Raw genomic sequence first — 15834 nt, 5'->3', positions numbered from 1 at the left:
AGCAGACCGTATGAAGCGGCGGTTCGATTCAGCGGTGCCAATCGGCGACCGGACCTGAGCGACAGCGCCGGTCCGCACGCGGTGGCTACTCCTCGTCTACGTCCGCAGCGTCGTCGTCGGCCGCCTCGAGGTCGTCCTCGGGGACGCCGGCCTCCTGACCGTCGTCGAAGCTGATCGTGTAAGTGACGTCACCGAACATCGACTCCATCGTCTGGGTGACGGTGCCGGTTTCGCCATCGAATTCACTGTGCTCGTCGTGCAGAACGACGCGGTCGTCTTCCTCGAAGCTCATAAGGGGTGCTTCCCCGGCTGCGTGTAAAAAGGGACTGATTTGGCCGTCACGTCTGCGACAGCTTCGCGGAGGGACGTTCGATAGTCGGCCGACCTTGCACGATTAGGACCAGACTTTCGATACGAGCGCGAACAGTGATACGTCAGCGTTGATCGCAGTCCGTTCAGGCCTCGAATTCGACGTCGAGTTCTTCGAGCAGGGTTTCGGCGGCCGCGCTCGAGGAACCGGGACCGCGACCGGTGATGAGATCGCCGTCGACGGTGACGCTCGTGTCGGCGTCGAGTTCGGCGTCCCAGTTTCCGCCTGCCGCCGTCACTTCGTCTTCGACCCAGTAGGGAAGCTTGCGACCGTCGGGCATTCGATCCGCCTCGTCGACGATGCCCGCTTCCCACTCATTGGGGAAGCCCGTCACGTCGCGCCCGTTGACGATGAACGCGCCGTGGCTGTCTCGGGCGAACGCGAGCATGCCGACGGCGTGACAGACGATGAGCGCCTTTCCGTCACCCTCGATGATATCGCGGACGAGTTCTCGCGCGTGTTTGTCCTGGTTGATGTCCCACTCAGTACCGTGGCCGCCGGGAAAGACGACGGCGTCGTATCCCTCGGCGTCGGCCTGTGCGACCGGAATTGGATCGTTCAGCCGCTCGTCGGTTTCGTGAACTTCACGGACGTGTTCGGCGGTTTCTTCGCCGACCTGATCGGGATCGATCGACCGCTCGTCGATTACCGGCGGACTGCCGGACGGGGTCGCGACCGTTATCTCGACTCCCGCATCGGAGAGCGTCTCGAGCGGCTCGACGCATTCTTCTCCCCAGTAGCCTTCCTCACTGACGACGAACAGTGCTTCCGTCATATTCGACGCTACGGGTGACAGCGTAAAAACAACCAGCCAACCCGTCGGTTCTGCCGCATCCGTCGCGATAACGTGTCGAATTGGACGAGCATCACGTCGTCTGAAAGTGGCTTTTTTCGCAGTCCGCCACCTACATATGGTATACCATGTCAGACAGACCCCGTCCGTTCGACGGAATCGAAGCCCTATTGAACCGACTGAACCGCCAGCTCGAGACGGCAGCACGATCGTGGGAAACACAACTCGACAACCGAAGCCAACTCGACCTTTCAATGGGCGCCTCGGCGACGAGTATCGACCTCGCGGACGAAGGGGACGAGTTCGTCGTCACCGCCGACGTTCCCGGATACGAAAGCGACGACCTCGAGTTGCGCCTCTCCGGGGAATCACTCGCTATCTCCGGCAGCCGCGAACGCACGGAGGAGACCAGCGGCGACGAAGAGAATTACATCAGGCGCGAACGGGAACTGGAATCGTTCAGCCGTCAGATTCGACTTCCCGAGCCGGTCGACGCCGACACGGTCCAGGCCAGCGTCAACAACGGCATCCTGACGATCCGACTGCCCAAACGCGAACCGAGCGACGAGGGGCACTCGATCGATATCGACTGATGACGTCGCCGAGCGTGAGGTCCCGCCTCGCCTACCGAGAGGACAGAACGATCGAGCCGATGTCGGCTAACGAGTGTGCCGACCGGTCGAGCCAATATCGATGACGAATGACCTGGGCGGCCCGAGCGACCTCATTCGTCGAGGTTCAGTGCATCGAAGAACCGCCGCGTGAGTCGACTGCCGACGAACTCGAGCAGTTCGGCCGCGTCGCCCTCGTCGTCAGCGAACAGTCCGAGTTCGATACGCCCGCCAGCCATGTCGTGGTGGCCGCCGACTGTACCCAGTTCGTCGAACGCCGACGTCAGCGTCTGACCCATGTTAACACGCGGATCGATCGAGCGACCGCTCAGGCGAATCGCATCGCCGATGATCCCATAGGCCAACACCGTATCCACTCCCTCGAGATTGAGCAAGTAGTCCGCCGCCTGTGGGAGCGCATCCGTCTCGGTCGTTTTGCCGACGCTCGCGATCATCGCCGACCCGCGACGTTTCCGACTGGCGATGGCTCGACCGATCGCGTCGAGCGTCCCCGGTGTGAACGCGCTGCCGTATAGTTGTTCCAGCATCTCGAGGTTGGCGTCCGAGTAGACCGCCAGTGCGGCCTCGTACTCGCGTCGCGTCGGTTCGCGGACGAAGTCGAGTCGCTCTCGATGGAGCGCGAAGAGCAGTGCCGAGCCGAGTCGCTCGGTCAGGTCTATCCCGAGATCGCACAGGTACTCGACGAAAATTGTCGCCGTTGCGCCGTAGTCGGTACGAACGTCTTCGAACCCAGCATGGCTCGATTCGCCAGGATGGTGATCGACGACGATGTCGGGCGTGACGCTCGCCGGGACCTCCGTATTCACTCCCGGCCTCGTGTGATCGACGAAACTGATCGTATCGTAGTCGTCGATATCGATGCGTGAAAGCATTCGGAGGCTGATATCGAGCATGTTGACGAACGCGCGGTTTTGCTGATGCGAGATCTCGCCGCCGTAGGTGATCGTCACGTCGTCGACGTCCTGTTCGAGCGCAATCGACTCGAGTGCGAGCGCACTGGCGAGACAATCCGGGTCCGGATTATCGTGACAGACGATCACGAGCGAATCGGTCGCGTCGAGGGCGGAAACGAGTTCGTCCGCACGTGACATATCCGATATACGGTGACGAGACGCTTGAATCCCGCGTCGCGTCTCAGACGCAATGAACGAGGTTCGGCCACGGAGAGAGATCCTCTGTTACCCGAACGCGCTTGAATTTGTTCGCCACCTATTCGTATCAGAATAGGACGCTCGACGGTGATTTCAGCAGTTTGAGGCGTGATGCCTAGTGGGAACATACACTTATTTCACCTGGATACACGAACGGCGAGTATGCGCGACGCATATCTCGTCGGTGCGGGGCAGTCCGATTACGGGGCTTTTCCGTCGGAAAGCTACCGGTCGCTGTTCCGAACCGCGTTCGAAGCGGCGACAGCCAGCGTACCGAAGGGACTCGAGGCAGCGGACGTCGACGAGGCCTTCGTGGGCAATCTCGGTGTCGGTGGTCGCCAACTCGGTCTCTCCGGTCCGGCGGTGACCGAACACGTCGGGCTCGACGGCATTCCCACCACGCGAGTCGAAAATGCGTGCGCAGCGAGTGGATTTGCGGTTCGACAGGCGGTCCAGGCCGTCAAATCGGGGATGGCCGACGTCGCACTCGCGGGCGGGTTCGAGATCATGTCGGACATGAGTTCCGACGCGACGAAGTACTGGCTCGGCGTCTCCGGTGAGACCGAGTGGGAACGCCTCTCCGGTACCACGTTCTCCGGCGTGTACGCCCAGATGGCCAGCGTCCACATGGATCAGTACGGGACTACGCGCGAACACCTCTCGCAGGTCGCGGTCAAGAACCACTCGAACGGGGCGAAGAACCCCCACGCACAGCTCGGATTCGAGTGTTCGCTCGAGGACGCACAGTCGGCACCCGTCGTCGCGGACCCGCTCAATCTCTATCACTGTTGTCCGACCTCGGACGGCGCGGCCTGTGCGCTGGTCGTCAGCGAGGACGTCGTCGACGAGTACACTGACGATCCGATTCGGGTGGCCGGCGTCGGTGCTGGCAGCGACACCGTCGGGCTGTTCCAGCGCGACTCGTACGCCGGGGTTCCCGCGAGCCAGCGGGCCGCCGAATCGGCCTACGAGATGGCCGACGTCTCACCCGACGATCTCGACTTCGCAGAAGTTCACGACTGTTTCGCCATCGCGGAACTGCTGGCCTATGAGGACCTCGGCTTCTGTGAGAAAGGGGATGCTGGCGCGCTCATCGAGTCGGGGAAGACCGAACTCGGAGGTGACCTCCCGGTCAATACCTCCGGCGGGCTCAAGTCGAAAGGCCATCCAATCGGCGCGACAGGTGCCGGACAGGTCGTGGAGGCGTACAAACAGCTCTCCGGGAACGCCGGCGAGCGACAGGTCGAGAATCCGACGCAGGGACTAACTCACAACGTCGGCGGCAGCGGCGGTGCAGCAGTCGTCCACGTCTTCGAGAAGGAAACGGAGGTGAACACATGAGCGCAATCACCGGCGTCGGAACGTACGCGCCGCGATTCCGCATCAGCGCGGACGCGTTCCAGGAGGCATGGGGTCAATTCAACGCGGCCGGCGTGAGCGAGAAAGCCGTCGCTTCCGCCGACGAAGACGCCCTGACGATGGCCTACGAGGCAGCGACCCGAGCGCTCGAGGCTGCCGAGGCCGACCCGTCGTCAGTCGACTGGCTCGGCTTCGCATCGTCACGGCCACCGGAAGCCGAGGAAGACCTCACCGCGCGGCTCGGCGCAATGCTCGCCCTCGCAGAGTCGAGTGCCGGACAGGTATTCACCGGGAGCACCCGAGCCGGAACGCGTGCGCTCTGGGCCGGGCAAGACGCACTCGCGGCCGATTCCACCACCGCTCTCGTCGTCGCAGCCGACGCACCGAAGGGTGACCCGGACGACGGCATCGATCACGCCGCCGGTGCCGGCGCGGCAGCGTTCGTCCTCGAGCGCGACGGTCCAGCGGAAATTGTCGACCGCGCGGAGTATTCCACGCCGTATCCGGGAACTCGATTCCGCACGACTGGGGAAGACGAAACCCGGACGCTGGGCGTCACCCAGTACGACCGACAGGCCTTCACCGAGACGATTGGCGGCGCAGTCGGCGGCCTGGAGGTCGAGTCCGACCCCGAAGCCGCCGCGATCCAGGCGCCCGACGGGAAACTCCCCTACCGAGCGGCGGCCGCTGCCGGCGTCAGTACCGACGAAATTCAGGCCGCCGCAACGGTCCACGAACTGGGCGACCTCGGCGCCGCGAGCGTCCCGATGTCTCTCGCCGTGGCGCTTTCCAACGGTTACGGATCTGTCCTCGCGGTTTCCCACGGGAGCGGTGCGAGTGCCGATGCTTTCGTCGTCGAGGCCGACGGGGACGTGCCGGCTGCGACCGCACTCGAGGGCGACGACCCGCTCTCGTATGCCGAGTACCTGCGCCAGCGTGGCGTCGTGACCACCGGACCGCCATCGGGCGGCGGCGCGTACGTGAGCGTCCCCTCGTGGCGGCGCTCGATCCCGCAGCGTTACCGGCTCGAGGCCGGACGCTGTACCGAGTGCGAGGCGCTTTCGTTCCCGCCGGAAGGCGCGTGTGACGACTGTGGCGCGCTCGCCGGCTACGAACCCGTCGAACTCGCGGACGAAGGCACGATCGAGGCCGTCACAACTATCTCGCAGGGCGGTGCACCACCTGAATTCGCGGAACAGCAAGCTCGCTCCGGTGACTTCGCGGCCGCTATCGTCGCACTCGAGACGGAGGACGGCGACGAAACCGTAAGCGCACCGGTGATGGGAACCGACGCGGGTCCCGACGACTTTTCGGTCAGCGACCGGATCGAGACGACGATCCGCCGCATATACACGCAGGAAGGCGTCACGCGGTACGGGTTCAAGATTCGACCCGTGGGAGAGTAGCAGGCTCGAACCCGCGTCGTCGAGAACAGTCCTCCGGCCCGGTGATTATCAAATAACCGGGCCACGACCGGGTCCTTCGATGTAACTGAGCCCGCGCTGCGACAGCACGGACTCCCAGTCAGCGCCCGACCGTCCACCGTCCCCGAAGAAACGGAGACTTCCGTCGTCGACCTAGTCTGCGTGTAGCAATAGGCACGGGACGGGTACAGTCGAGACCGCGTGCGGACCGCCTCGACGGTGTCGACTGGAGGTTCGAGGGCTGCGTCATCCGAGTGAGGAAGGAACACGCTGTCGGGAACGGGCGTCAGCGCGAAATCGAGAGGGAACGGGGAATTGAACGCAATCTAGTAGCGAGAATGGAGACTGGATAACTCAATCCGCGTTGAGCGGGGGACGCGTAGACTGGGCCTCGTCGGAGGCGTTTGCGGGGGTGTTGACAAACATCGCGTGACCGATGATTCCCATCGCGACGAACGAACCGAGCGGCACTGCAGCAGTTATCGATAGTCCCACGAACGTCAGGGCTGCGGTGATACCGAGCAGTGCGACCGGGATGAGGCCAAGAACAAGGTCGTAATATCCAGTCATAATCTATCCTGTACTATGAGGAACAGGCATATAAGTGTTCCCCATAATCGGCTCGTGGTAGATGTGTTTCTAACTGGTGGCCAAAGCTGTGGATTCCCATAACTTATGACACCATTATATCGATACTGAAATAGCAGTAATTATGTCCAGTCGAATTCCGTCGACGGTCGTGATCCGTGAAACCGGCCACTACACACTCCAAAACCGGGAAATAGAAGTGGAAAAGAAAGAGACACGTGTTTCACATCGTCCGATACGAACAAAAGACGTGAGAACGGGACGTCACGACCTCGTACGACTGTAGAGGCCGTATCCGAGTCGCCAGCCCAGCAGAACGATCAGTCCGGTTCCTGTTATCACGAGCGGGAACGGCCAGGTCATTCCCCCGTCGAATAGCGAGGAGGCTCGAAGCATGAGTCCAACGTTGGCCGAAGCGATCCAGGTGACGGCTATCAGTCGAACACCGTCCGCGTCCAGTGGACGGTCGCGCGTGTAAGTACCTGCGAGTAGTGCGACCGAGAGCCACCCGATCACAAACGGTGCGACAGTGCCGAGCGAGTCGATCGGATCGGCGATCGGATCTCCGCCGTGCTCGATGTTCCCGAGCAGAACCAGGGCGGCTACCAAACAGACGTCGACAACAGCCGTGACGATCCGTTCGCGGTCGAACCCGTCGGCGTAACTTTCGGATCGAACTGCCGTGTCCATACTCGAGAGTCGGGACCGAGGGACTATTGGTTTCCCGATTCGAATCGAACGCCGCGTCTAATCTGACAGGAGAGGAGGAACTCGGCGACGGTTGGTCGCCGAGCGCCATCCAACGGACAGAGCGTCTCCGTGCGAGGATCGCCTCGCACGAGTGGTTGGTCGGTTTGAGGGCACTTTGTTATCGTCGCCGTTCAGGAACGCCGACCGACTGATCCGTTCGGTGACATTCGGTAAGCAAATCCTACTCAACAGTGCCTTCGAGTTCGAAACCGATGATTTCGATCGATGGATACGCACACGCAATTGTGAAACGCCTCGGCGTCAAGTGGTTCGAAAGACATTCGGCCTTTCGTCATCACGAGAAAGCTCCGCTCTCTCGAACGACCCCGAGGCGTCCTGGTTCTACGACGTTGTCAGACGTCGTCTGACAGCCTGTCGAGGTTCCCTCGACAAACGCACGTTGCAGATGCCGCGAGGGAATCCACTGGGAGTGCAGTCTCCGAAGGCGTGCATTCAGAGTCTCCCACCCCTCCGTGGTAGTCACGGCGGGGCGTCTGACCGTCCGTGGTTGGGGACTCTCAGCCAGACGCGAGTGGTGCCGTCACACCGCCTGTATGTGGTATGTTCCGACGTACTTGGGTGTCTCACCAACTGTCGGCTTCATCCACGGGGTCAAGCCAGTGGCAGTCACCGTGACCACCTGTAAACGAGGGATTGTCTCGATCGATCGTCACGCCCTCGACGTCGCCGATGTAGCCGCAGCGACTCACGTCCTCGTCTCACAACGGCAACACCGGAATCCCCTTGGCGACCGAGTAGCCGATTTTCTGGTCGATCCAGGCATTTGTTCGCCGCGTTCTCGGGCAGGACAGCGACCACGACGGCATCATTGGCGAGACGTCCCTCGAGTCGCTTTCGGGAGCGTATGAAACGAACACCTGTTCTCCAGCTATTGGATAGCCTGTAATAATCAGGTGTGTGAGCAATCAGTAATCGATCTCAGTTCGTATTCATCAACTGTCTCGATCGCGACGATTATTCTCGATGGTCGTGAGAACACGCCTGGAGAATTCGACCTGCGAGAGCTCCGTTCCGAGTCGCTCGAACCACTCTCGCTCGACGCGCCACCGTCCACGGATGGCGCCGTCGGTCGTCAGTGACGTCACCTCGAGTCGGCCCGGCGTCCACTCGCGTTCGTCACTGATCGTCAGAAGCGACCGAACCACTGCCCCGACTTCGTCGCTCGTGACCGTGGTGGCGTTGGAGACGATTTCGTACTTGAGGTTCAATCCGGCTCCGTCGTCGACGGGCTGGTCAGCCTCGCCCGTCCACGAGGCGGTGGTAACGTAAATACCGTGGCTCATCAATCGGTTCTCGAGGGTGACGGCCAGGGACGGCTCGTCCGTGGCGACCCGCTCCGCGACACCGGCGTCTCGCTCTGTACCGAGCTCGTCGTCAGTCATACGAGTACTTCGACGGAGACAGGGAAAAATCGGTTGGCCCTGCACCCGTGTCAACTGACGAGTGTCACACCTGCAGACTGGCGTCAGTATCGTCAGTTCAGAGCAGTTCGACCAGGTTCTCGAGCGCCGCCGTCGGATCCGCCGCCTTCGCGACGCCGCTTGCCAGCAAAACGCCTTCGGCGCCGAGATCGTCGGCCGCGACGACGTCTTCGCCCGTACTGATTCCCGCGCCACAGAGAACTGAGACGTCCGAATCGACGTTCTCAGCGGCCTCGACGGCGTCTTCGACGACGTCAGGATCGGCCTGGCTGACCGGTGTGCCGGTCCCAATGAGTGCAGGCGGCTCGACGGCGACGGCATCCGGACTCAGCGCTGCGGCTGCGCCGATCTGAGCCGGATTGTTCGCGCAGACGACCGTCTCGAGATTGGTCCGCTCGGCCGCCCTGACAGATCCGTCGATCGCTGCCAGTTTCAGTCGTCGCTCGGAGTGGTTGATCAGCGTTCCGACCGCACCCGCGTCGGCGGCAGCTTCCGCAAGTGTGTGGCCGGTGTTGCTCCCGTGCTCGATCGGATCGACGTGCTGGGCCCACGTCTCCGCACCCGTATCGGCAACCCGTTCCAAATGCGCCGCTTGTGGCGCGACGGCCAGGCGAGCGTCTGTGGTGGCGTCGACGTCGCGGACGGCCTCTGCCACGTCGACCGGATCGCACGGATACGTCTTCAGGTTAACGAGGACGAACATATCGCCAACCCCTCTCGCACGAAAGAAATAGCTTCCGAGTCATTGGTGTCGAGTTCGACGTCGTCCACGGCGAGTCAGTCCTTGCGTTTGACGACGTCACCGAGGGTATAACTCCCCGTCGAGGAACCGCCGGACCACTCCGAGTCTCCGCCCGAACTTCCCTCCGCGTTCAGATCGATATCGAGATAGTTCTCGAGTTTCGACTGCACGCGGTCGCTCGGAAGCGTATCACCGCGCTCGATTTTGCGGATCAGGCTTGCCTTCTCGTTGAGTTCGTTTGCGAGATCGGATTGACTGAGCCCCTTGCCCTCGCGCGCGTTGCGGACCCGGTCGTCGTAGTCAGTCGCGAGTTCTTCCATGTCGTCGAACATGTCCCTCCGACGGCGCTGGCTCGAGCTACTCGAACTCGACGATCCGGTACTCGAGCCGGCGGACTGAGTGCCATCGCTCGAGGACGACGAACGTGAGTCTGTCGAGTACTTCGTCGATGCACTCGAACTCGAGGGCTGTTTCACCTCGGTTCCGAAGTCGGTACAGTTCGAACATACGTCTAGCTTCGCGCCCTCGACTTTGATGGTCTTCGGGGACGACGTCTCGGCCCCACACATCTCGCACTGAACCATGTGAAACCCTATATCGTGGCAAGGGATAAAGCATACGGCGCGGTCGCGAATCGGAGAGAGCGGGGGGTTCGTCGACGAAGCGTGCGATTACTCGAGTGCGGCCCAGGAGTAGTAAAACCGCTGGATCGCGGTCGCATGGCCGACGACCGCGAGGAAAATCAGGAGCCAGCCCACGATCGAAAACCCGCCGAGAGTCGTCCCAGCGAGCGGATACGCGAGAAAGCCGACGAGTCCGATGATCGCCAGTCGGTCCGCACGACCGACGAGTCCGCCGTAAACTCGGTCGAGACCGACCGCCTGCGCTTGTGTTCCGAGATACGAGGTCATCACGACGCCGGTTACGGCGACGAAGCCGAGCAGGTAGTCCTCGAGTCCCGCCGCGAGTCCGGCGATGACGACGATGTCCGCGTACCGGTCGAGGACGTGATCGAGCAGATCACCGCCCGCCGAGGCGGCCTCCTGTTCGCGCGCAAGTGCGCCGTCGACGATGTCGAGCCAGCCGTTGCAAAAGACCAGCGCCGCCGCAACGGCGTACCACATCGGCTCTCCGCGCCCACCGAGGGCGAAGGCCGCCGCGGCCAGGACGGCCATCCCGAACGCGATCACGCTCACGCCGTTCGGCGTCATTCCGACCCGGTCGAACCCGGCAACGAACGGATCGAGAAACCGCGATACGTAGGGACGGAACTTGTCTAGCGTCATGTCAGATACCCCACGAAGTCGACATCGCCGGCGCTCGGTTCACGCGTCCCCGCCGCGACGGCTGCGAGATCGTCGGCGACGCCCTCGGGATCACGGTCGGTCGTATCGATTTCGAAGACCGATGCGCGGTCGTGTTCGGCGACCGCTTCCGACAGGATGACGTCGAGCGCCTCGCTTTCAGCGTTCTCTCGGGCCTTGCGCTCGCTCTCGCCGCGCTCGAGCAATCGATCCGCGAGCGTTTCTGGGTGACACCGGAGGACGGCAACTCGATCAGCGTCGAAGTGATGGGCGAGGTGAGATTCGATCACGACGTCGTCACGGCCCTCGAGCCACTCCCCGAGTGCCTCGAGGTCGGCAACCACGCTGTCGCGGTCGGCGTCGATGTCCGTGTAGAACGCTTCGTCCTCGAGGACGCTGTTGAGGTGAATTACCTCGAGACCGGGACGGGCCTCGTCGCGATCAGCTTCAGCTCGTCTGGACGCGAACAGGTTCGTCGCGGTCGTTTTCCCGGTTCCGGGAGTACCAGTGACTGCGATTCTCATGGGTCTGCCACCTCCGGACCCGTGTCCGGTTCGTCGGCGCTATCCGTCCCGAGTTCGAGATCGATGAGGGCGTCGTTGAGTGTCTCGACGGCTTGCTCGGTTTCGGTCTCCGTGCCGCAGGTGATGCGGATACACCCAGGAAGGCCGAAGCTCGAACAGTCTCGAACGATGACACCTCGCTCTTGCATCGTTTCGGCCACAGTCGAGGCGTCACCGACATCGACGAGGACGAAATTCCCCTCGCTCTTCCAGACGTGGGCATCGATGTTCTCGCGCATGTACTCGCGGGACTCGTGGGTCGTTTCGACCGTCCGCACGACGTGTTCTTCGTCTTCGATAGCGCCGAGACCGGCCCGGCACGCGAGTTCGCTCGCTGCAAATGGCGTGTTCACACGTGCGTAGGCGTCCGCCCACGCGTCGGGAACGACGGCGTATCCGAGTCGGACGCCGGCCAGCCCGTACGCCTTCGAGAACGTGCGTAATACGGCAACGTCGGTCCGGGCGTCGTATCCGTTCCGACCCTGGATGAGGGTAACGGCGCTATCCCGATCGGCGAACTCACCGTACGCCTCGTCGACGACGATCAACGTTTCCTCGTGGGTCTCGTCGGCGAGTCGGTCGATTTGCTCGAGTGCGATGGTCGATCCGGTCGGGTTGTGCGGGCTGGTGAGCCAGACGATCCGTTCGTCGTCGTAGGCTTCGAGGACGGTGTCTGCGTCTTGTTCGAAATCGTGGGCCCGAGAGAGGTCGTACTCGCGTACGTCGCTGTGGTGGAAGCGCGAACTCATCCCGTAGTAGGCGAAGCCAGGTGTGGGAACGAGGACGTCGTCACACGGCTCTACGGTCGCCCGATGGAGGTAGTCGATCGCACCGTCGCCACCGTTTGCCAGCCAGACCTGTGCGTCGGCGACATCCCAGCGATCGGCGACGGCCGCGGTGAGGTCTGCGTGGGCGGCCTTCGGATAGGAACTGACGCTCGAGGCTGTCTCGCGGATAGCGACGGCTGCTGCCGGCGAGGGACCGTGCGGATTCTCGTTCGAAGCGAGTTTGACGAATTCGGAGGGGTCACGCCCGAGTTCGCGGGCGACTTCCTCGATTCCTCGACCCGCCTCGTAGGCGACGTGATCGGACAGGTCGCGCGGTTGCATACGCGAATTCTGTTTCCCGTGGCTCTTAAGGGTGCTTACATGTGGTCGGTCGCGTACGAGCGCCCGCCCGTTCAGTCGGGTGGGCGGGAAGAACCTCCTGCTCGCTGTCGAGCCTATACGGTTTCGGACGTCAGTCGATCGAACCGCGGTCCACAGTCACTGCTTTCGGAGTCGCTCGAGTTGCTCGAGCGTGTCCGCATCGCCGGGGTCCTTGTCGGGCCGGACGCCGACGAACCGAGGGAACCGAAGCGCGTAGCCCGACGAATAGGTCGGCGATGTTTGAATCTCCTCGTAGCCGACCTCGAAGACGACGGCGGGTTCTAAGTCCACCTCCTGACCCTCCTCCGCAACGATATGGGGGTCGAGCAGGTCGGTCAATTCGGCGAGTTTCTCGTCGGTGATGCCGGTCGCGACCTTGCCGACCGTCTCGAGGGCATCGCCTGCACGCACGGAGAGTTCGAAGGTCCCGAGGAACGTCGCCCGCCGTCCCTCGCCCCACTCGGCACCAGTCACAACGCAATCCAGCGTCTCGACGTCGGGTTTGCGCTTGCGCCAGTTCTTGCCCCGGCGACCCGGCGTGTACATCGACTCGGGGTCTTTCAGCATGATGCCCTCGTGACCCGCTTCGAGCGCCTCAGCGTCGATCGACTCGATTTCGTCGGGATCGGCGGTCTCCCAGAGGAGCGAGAGCCCCTCGATTTCGTCGTCCCCGATACGATCCGTATCAGCCTCCCAATCGACCAGCACCGACCGGAGGCGTTCGTGGCGCGTCGTCAACGGTTCCTCGAGCAGGTCTACACCGTCGACGTGCAGGCAATCGAAAAAGACCGGCCGAACGGTGACGTCCTCGCGCGCTTTCGCGACGTCGTGTTTCCGACGGAAGCGCCTCAGAACCGCCTGAAACGGGAGCGGCGTCCCGTCGTCGTCGACTGCGACGACCTCGCCGTCGAGGATTGCGGGTACCGCGAGCGTCTCCTGGGCGAACTCGACCACTTCGGGAAGGGCATCGGTGACGTCCTCCATATTTCTCGAAAAGACCCTGGTTTCGCCGGACTCGCTGGGCCCGTCAGCGTCGGCCGGTTCGTAATGCAGTTGGATCCGTGCCCCATCGTATTTCCATTCGACGCCAGCTTCGTCCCACTCCCCCAGTGCATCCGTCACCGTCCCCGCCTGAGCGAGCATCGCCTGGACGGGGCGGCCCACCTCGAGGGCCATCGCGTCCAGTCCCTCGAGGCCGTCGTCCCTCGCGATCCGGGCGACGTTCCCGTAATCGTTCGAAACCTGCAGGGCACGCTCGACCCGATCCCTGGGCACGACGAACGCATCGGCGATCGCATCTCGGACCGTTCCCTCGCCGACACCGATGCGCATCTCGGAGAGGACGAGCCGGGCGAGGTAGCGGGCTTCCTCGCTCGAGCACCGGTTGAACAGCCCGAAGAGAAGGTCGACTTTGCGGTCCTGACTGCCCGAGCCCTCGGCGGCCGCGAGAGCCTTGAGCGTGTCGGCGACCTCGCGGACGGAGAGGTCGCCGCCGCTCCCGGTCTGGTCGTCACCAGCGCTCGTAAACGCGCCAAGCCCACGTTGGCCGCTGAAATCGTAGCTGGCCGCCACGGCCCCGATTTCGCCGACCGACGCGAGCTTGTCCTCGACGTCCTCGGCATCCACGTTGGTCCCGGCCGCGCGGGCGATCGCCTCGTAACACGCGCTCGGTCCGACGTCGAGCGTCGTCGAGTCCCAGGCTGCGAATACCCGTCCCTGGGCGAAACGCGTGACCACCTCGAGGTCACCGCCGGCACCAGCCAGCAGCTCTCGGACGTGAGCGACGATCTCGAGATCCGCGGACTCGGCCTCGATCGTCCCGGCGCGGTCGGCGAACGTGGCGAACTCCATAGAGGGTGTCTCTCATCTCGGAGCTAAAACGATTCGGAGACGCGAACGAGGATACGGTCGAGAGACGAACGATCGGTGGCGCATTCGTGATCCTCCGACGACGATGGAAGGCCGTGTTTAAAGGCGCTCGCGTTCCCACTGGAAGGTATGCCAGAGGAGGAACTCGCCGAACGGGTCGCTGACGTGCTGTCCGTCGATGCCGTCGGCTTTCGCGAGCGTGCAAAGGCGGACGCCGAGGTGATCAAAGACGCCGTCGAAGAGGGGGTGTTCGACAACCCGCAGGCAATCGTCGGCCTCGAGTACGAATTCTACGCCATCAAAGCAGACGACTGCACGTTGCGGCGGGTTCCACGACGGCTGCTCGAGCTGATCGGCTTCGAGAAGGAACTCGGATTGCACAACGCGGAAATGACGACCAGTCCGCAGCCGCTGAACGCCCCCGGGCTGGCCGCTCAGGAGTCGGAGGTGAAAGCGCGCCTGCAGGCCGCGCTCGACGTAACGAAGTCCGAGCGGATGCGACTCGTCAGCGACGCGATGTGGACGATTCCGCCCGAGGGCGAGACGGCGGGCACCTATCTCACCGACAGCGTCGAACGAACCGCGCTTGCGGCCGACGGAACCGCACGCGCGATCCGAATTGCGACGAACATGAGCGATTCCGCGCGCTATCACGCGATGGCCAACACGGAACAAGCCGATTCCGCGGGGATGCACATCGAAGCGCCCCACGTCTCCGTCCAGGCCGACACCGTCATGCCGGAGAGCCTCATCACGTCGATCCAACCGCACTATCAGGTCCCCCACGCGCCCGACCTCTCGACGTACTTCAACTACGCGCTCCGAATCGCGGGTCCGCTCCTCGCGCTCGGCGTCAACTCCCCGTTCTTCCCTCCGGATCTCTACGACGAAGACGCGTCAGCCGACGATATTCTTCGTGACGGCTGGATGGAACATCGAATCAGCGTCTTCGAAACCGTCCTGAACGATCCCACGACTGGCGACGGGAAGGTCCGATTCCCGTACGATTTGGAGACGGTCGACGATGCAATCGACCGAATCGCCGCCGACGAAACCATCGTGCCGATGTCGGTCGAGTCCGGTGAGCGCTTCGACGACCAGTTCCCACACTTCAGCCGCAAACACGGCACCTACTGGCGGTGGGTTCGCCCGGTCTTCGGCGGCCCGACGCGGTCGGCTGCCAACGCTCGCATCGAGTTTCGACCGATCCCCGCCCAGCCGACGGTTCGGGATTCCGTCGCCTTTCTCGCCGCCTTCGCCGGCCTGATGGAGAGTCTGACCCGCCTCGAGCATCCCGTCCTCGAACTCGACTGGCAGATAGCCAGAGAGAACTTCTACGGCGCGATGACGGACGGCCTCGAGGCCGACCTGACCTGGATCACCAACGACGGCGCGGAGACGACCGACGGACTCGCGCTCTACGAGGACCTGCTGGCCCACGCGGAGGACGGACTAACGAACCGCGGGCTGTGTGAAGAAGACGCTGCGAAGTACCTCTATCCGCTTCGGCGACGGGTCCGCCAGGGTGTGACGCCGGCCGGCTGGAAGCGAAAACAGGTGAAGGCGGAACTCGAGAACGGCGCACAGTTCTCCGGTGCGGTCGAGCGAATGCAACAGGAGTACGTCGCTCGGCAGGCAGAAACGTTGCTCGAGGGGAGTTTCGCCGGCTGGATCGGTGAGTAGCAGTTCGAACACGGGC

The 15834-nt window shown here is 63.0% G+C and carries 16 protein-coding genes and 1 pseudogene; 4 read left to right on the top strand and 13 right to left on the bottom strand.

All coding sequences use genetic code 11. The features are described 5' to 3' along the window. Positions 1–85 precede the first annotated feature (85 nt). Together NJU76_RS16265 and NJU76_RS16260 are read right to left on the bottom strand one after the other, a co-directional pair. Positions 86–292, bottom strand: coding sequence for a DUF1918 domain-containing protein (locus tag NJU76_RS16265; RefSeq protein WP_254530403.1), 207 nt, complete (start codon positions 290–292; stop codon positions 86–88). Positions 293–455: 163 nt separating this feature from the next. Beyond that, a complete protein-coding gene (locus NJU76_RS16260; protein ID WP_254530402.1) occupies positions 456–1145 on the bottom strand; it encodes a type 1 glutamine amidotransferase domain-containing protein in 690 nt (229 codons plus the stop codon). Between the two features lie 146 nt (positions 1146–1291). On the opposite strand from NJU76_RS16260, the gene NJU76_RS16255 reads away from it, so the two are divergent. Then, positions 1292–1756 (top strand): Hsp20/alpha crystallin family protein, encoded by a 465-nt coding sequence (locus tag NJU76_RS16255; RefSeq protein WP_254530401.1) that lies wholly within the window; start codon positions 1292–1294, stop codon positions 1754–1756. 131 nt (positions 1757–1887) lie between these two features. Here the strand turns inward: NJU76_RS16255 and NJU76_RS16250 are convergent, their stop codons facing one another. Beyond that, positions 1888–2886: a DHH family phosphoesterase gene (locus NJU76_RS16250; RefSeq protein WP_254530400.1), complete on the bottom strand. Its 999-nt coding sequence runs from the start codon at positions 2884–2886 to the stop codon at positions 1888–1890. A gap of 222 nt (positions 2887–3108) precedes the next feature. Here NJU76_RS16250 and NJU76_RS16245 point away from each other — a divergent pair, with 222 nt between their 5' ends. Together NJU76_RS16245 and NJU76_RS16240 are read left to right on the top strand one after the other, a co-directional pair. Further along, positions 3109–4287 carry a thiolase domain-containing protein gene (locus NJU76_RS16245; RefSeq protein WP_254530399.1) on the top strand — a complete coding sequence of 393 codons (1179 nt, stop codon included), beginning with the start codon at positions 3109–3111 and terminating at the stop codon, positions 4285–4287. Beyond that, a complete protein-coding gene (locus NJU76_RS16240; RefSeq protein ID WP_254530398.1) occupies positions 4284–5711 on the top strand; it encodes a zinc ribbon domain-containing protein in 1428 nt (475 codons plus the stop codon). Before NJU76_RS16245 ends, NJU76_RS16240 begins: the two co-directional genes overlap by 4 nt. Positions 5712–6083: 372 nt before the next feature. On the opposite strand, the gene NJU76_RS16235 is transcribed toward NJU76_RS16240, so the two are convergent. The 10 genes and pseudogenes from NJU76_RS16235 to ligA form a co-directional block, all read right to left on the bottom strand. Next, positions 6084–6299 carry a DUF8015 family protein gene (locus NJU76_RS16235; RefSeq protein ID WP_254530397.1) on the bottom strand — a complete coding sequence of 72 codons (216 nt, stop codon included), beginning with the start codon at positions 6297–6299 and terminating at the stop codon, positions 6084–6086. Positions 6300–6581: 282 nt separating this feature from the next. Continuing rightward, on the bottom strand, positions 6582–7007 hold the full coding sequence (locus tag NJU76_RS16230) for a DUF3054 domain-containing protein (RefSeq protein WP_254530396.1): 426 nt from the start codon (positions 7005–7007) through the stop codon (positions 6582–6584). A 701-nt stretch (positions 7008–7708) separates the two neighbouring features. Beyond that, positions 7709–7931: pseudogene (locus NJU76_RS16225) on the bottom strand (toll/interleukin-1 receptor domain-containing protein); the annotation flags it as partial. An 89-nt stretch (positions 7932–8020) separates the two neighbouring features. Continuing rightward, positions 8021–8470 (bottom strand): DUF8159 domain-containing protein, encoded by a 450-nt coding sequence (locus tag NJU76_RS16220; protein ID WP_425604284.1) that lies wholly within the window; start codon positions 8468–8470, stop codon positions 8021–8023. Between the two features lie 97 nt (positions 8471–8567). Then, positions 8568–9212, bottom strand: coding sequence for a triose-phosphate isomerase (gene tpiA, locus NJU76_RS16215; RefSeq protein ID WP_254530395.1), 645 nt, complete (start codon positions 9210–9212; stop codon positions 8568–8570). Between the two features lie 74 nt (positions 9213–9286). Continuing rightward, positions 9287–9835, bottom strand: a complete 549-nt coding sequence (locus NJU76_RS16210) for a multiprotein bridging factor aMBF1 (protein ID WP_345781936.1) — start codon at positions 9833–9835, stop codon at positions 9287–9289. A gap of 87 nt (positions 9836–9922) precedes the next feature. Continuing rightward, positions 9923–10537 carry a CDP-alcohol phosphatidyltransferase family protein gene (locus NJU76_RS16205; protein ID WP_254530394.1) on the bottom strand — a complete coding sequence of 205 codons (615 nt, stop codon included), beginning with the start codon at positions 10535–10537 and terminating at the stop codon, positions 9923–9925. Next, positions 10534–11079, bottom strand: a complete 546-nt coding sequence (locus tag NJU76_RS16200; protein ID WP_254530393.1) for an adenylate kinase family protein — start codon at positions 11077–11079, stop codon at positions 10534–10536. Before NJU76_RS16200 ends, NJU76_RS16205 begins: the two co-directional genes overlap by 4 nt. Continuing rightward, positions 11076–12227, bottom strand: a complete 1152-nt coding sequence (gene hisC / locus NJU76_RS16195; protein WP_254530392.1) for a histidinol-phosphate transaminase — start codon at positions 12225–12227, stop codon at positions 11076–11078. The genes NJU76_RS16200 and hisC overlap by 4 nt, the downstream gene beginning before the upstream one ends. A gap of 156 nt (positions 12228–12383) precedes the next feature. After that, entirely contained in the window at positions 12384–14117 is a 1734-nt protein-coding gene (gene ligA / locus NJU76_RS16190) for an ATP-dependent DNA ligase LigA (RefSeq protein WP_254530391.1), read from the bottom strand. 147 nt (positions 14118–14264) lie between these two features. Here ligA and NJU76_RS16185 point away from each other — a divergent pair, with 147 nt between their 5' ends. Next, positions 14265–15818, top strand: a complete 1554-nt coding sequence (locus tag NJU76_RS16185) for a glutamate-cysteine ligase family protein (RefSeq protein ID WP_254530390.1) — start codon at positions 14265–14267, stop codon at positions 15816–15818. Positions 15819–15834: the final 16 nt, after the last annotated feature.

The sequence above is a fragment of the Natrinema gelatinilyticum genome (assembly GCF_024266705.1).
Classification (GTDB): Archaea; Halobacteriota; Halobacteria; order Halobacteriales; family Natrialbaceae; genus Natrinema; species Natrinema gelatinilyticum.
This window is presented reverse-complemented; position numbering and strand designations above follow the sequence as displayed.

What these genes read in the sequence shown, in the direction of transcription:
- hisC (WP_254530392.1), bottom strand. Translation starts at nt 12,227, where the DNA reads ATGCAACCGCGCGACCTGTCCGATCACGTCGCCTACGAGGCGGGTCGA.
- NJU76_RS16260 (WP_254530402.1), bottom strand. Translation starts at nt 1,145, where the DNA reads ATGACGGAAGCACTGTTCGTCGTCAGTGAGGAAGGCTACTGGGGAGAA.
- ligA (WP_254530391.1), bottom strand. Translation starts at nt 14,117, where the DNA reads ATGGAGTTCGCCACGTTCGCCGACCGCGCCGGGACGATCGAGGCCGAG.
- NJU76_RS16200 (WP_254530393.1), bottom strand. Translation starts at nt 11,079, where the DNA reads ATGAGAATCGCAGTCACTGGTACTCCCGGAACCGGGAAAACGACCGCG.
- NJU76_RS16235 (WP_254530397.1), bottom strand. Translation starts at nt 6,299, where the DNA reads ATGACTGGATATTACGACCTTGTTCTTGGCCTCATCCCGGTCGCACTG.
- NJU76_RS16185 (WP_254530390.1), top strand. Translation starts at nt 14,265, where the DNA reads ATGCCAGAGGAGGAACTCGCCGAACGGGTCGCTGACGTGCTGTCCGTC.
- NJU76_RS16240 (WP_254530398.1), top strand. Translation starts at nt 4,284, where the DNA reads ATGAGCGCAATCACCGGCGTCGGAACGTACGCGCCGCGATTCCGCATC.
- NJU76_RS16230 (WP_254530396.1), bottom strand. Translation starts at nt 7,007, where the DNA reads ATGGACACGGCAGTTCGATCCGAAAGTTACGCCGACGGGTTCGACCGC.
- NJU76_RS16245 (WP_254530399.1), top strand. Translation starts at nt 3,109, where the DNA reads ATGCGCGACGCATATCTCGTCGGTGCGGGGCAGTCCGATTACGGGGCT.
- NJU76_RS16250 (WP_254530400.1), bottom strand. Translation starts at nt 2,886, where the DNA reads ATGTCACGTGCGGACGAACTCGTTTCCGCCCTCGACGCGACCGATTCG.
- NJU76_RS16210 (WP_345781936.1), bottom strand. Translation starts at nt 9,835, where the DNA reads ATGGTTCAGTGCGAGATGTGTGGGGCCGAGACGTCGTCCCCGAAGACC.
- NJU76_RS16220 (WP_425604284.1), bottom strand. Translation starts at nt 8,470, where the DNA reads ATGACTGACGACGAGCTCGGTACAGAGCGAGACGCCGGTGTCGCGGAG.
- NJU76_RS16205 (WP_254530394.1), bottom strand. Translation starts at nt 10,537, where the DNA reads ATGACGCTAGACAAGTTCCGTCCCTACGTATCGCGGTTTCTCGATCCG.
- tpiA (WP_254530395.1), bottom strand. Translation starts at nt 9,212, where the DNA reads ATGTTCGTCCTCGTTAACCTGAAGACGTATCCGTGCGATCCGGTCGAC.
- NJU76_RS16255 (WP_254530401.1), top strand. Translation starts at nt 1,292, where the DNA reads ATGTCAGACAGACCCCGTCCGTTCGACGGAATCGAAGCCCTATTGAAC.
- NJU76_RS16265 (WP_254530403.1), bottom strand. Translation starts at nt 292, where the DNA reads ATGAGCTTCGAGGAAGACGACCGCGTCGTTCTGCACGACGAGCACAGT.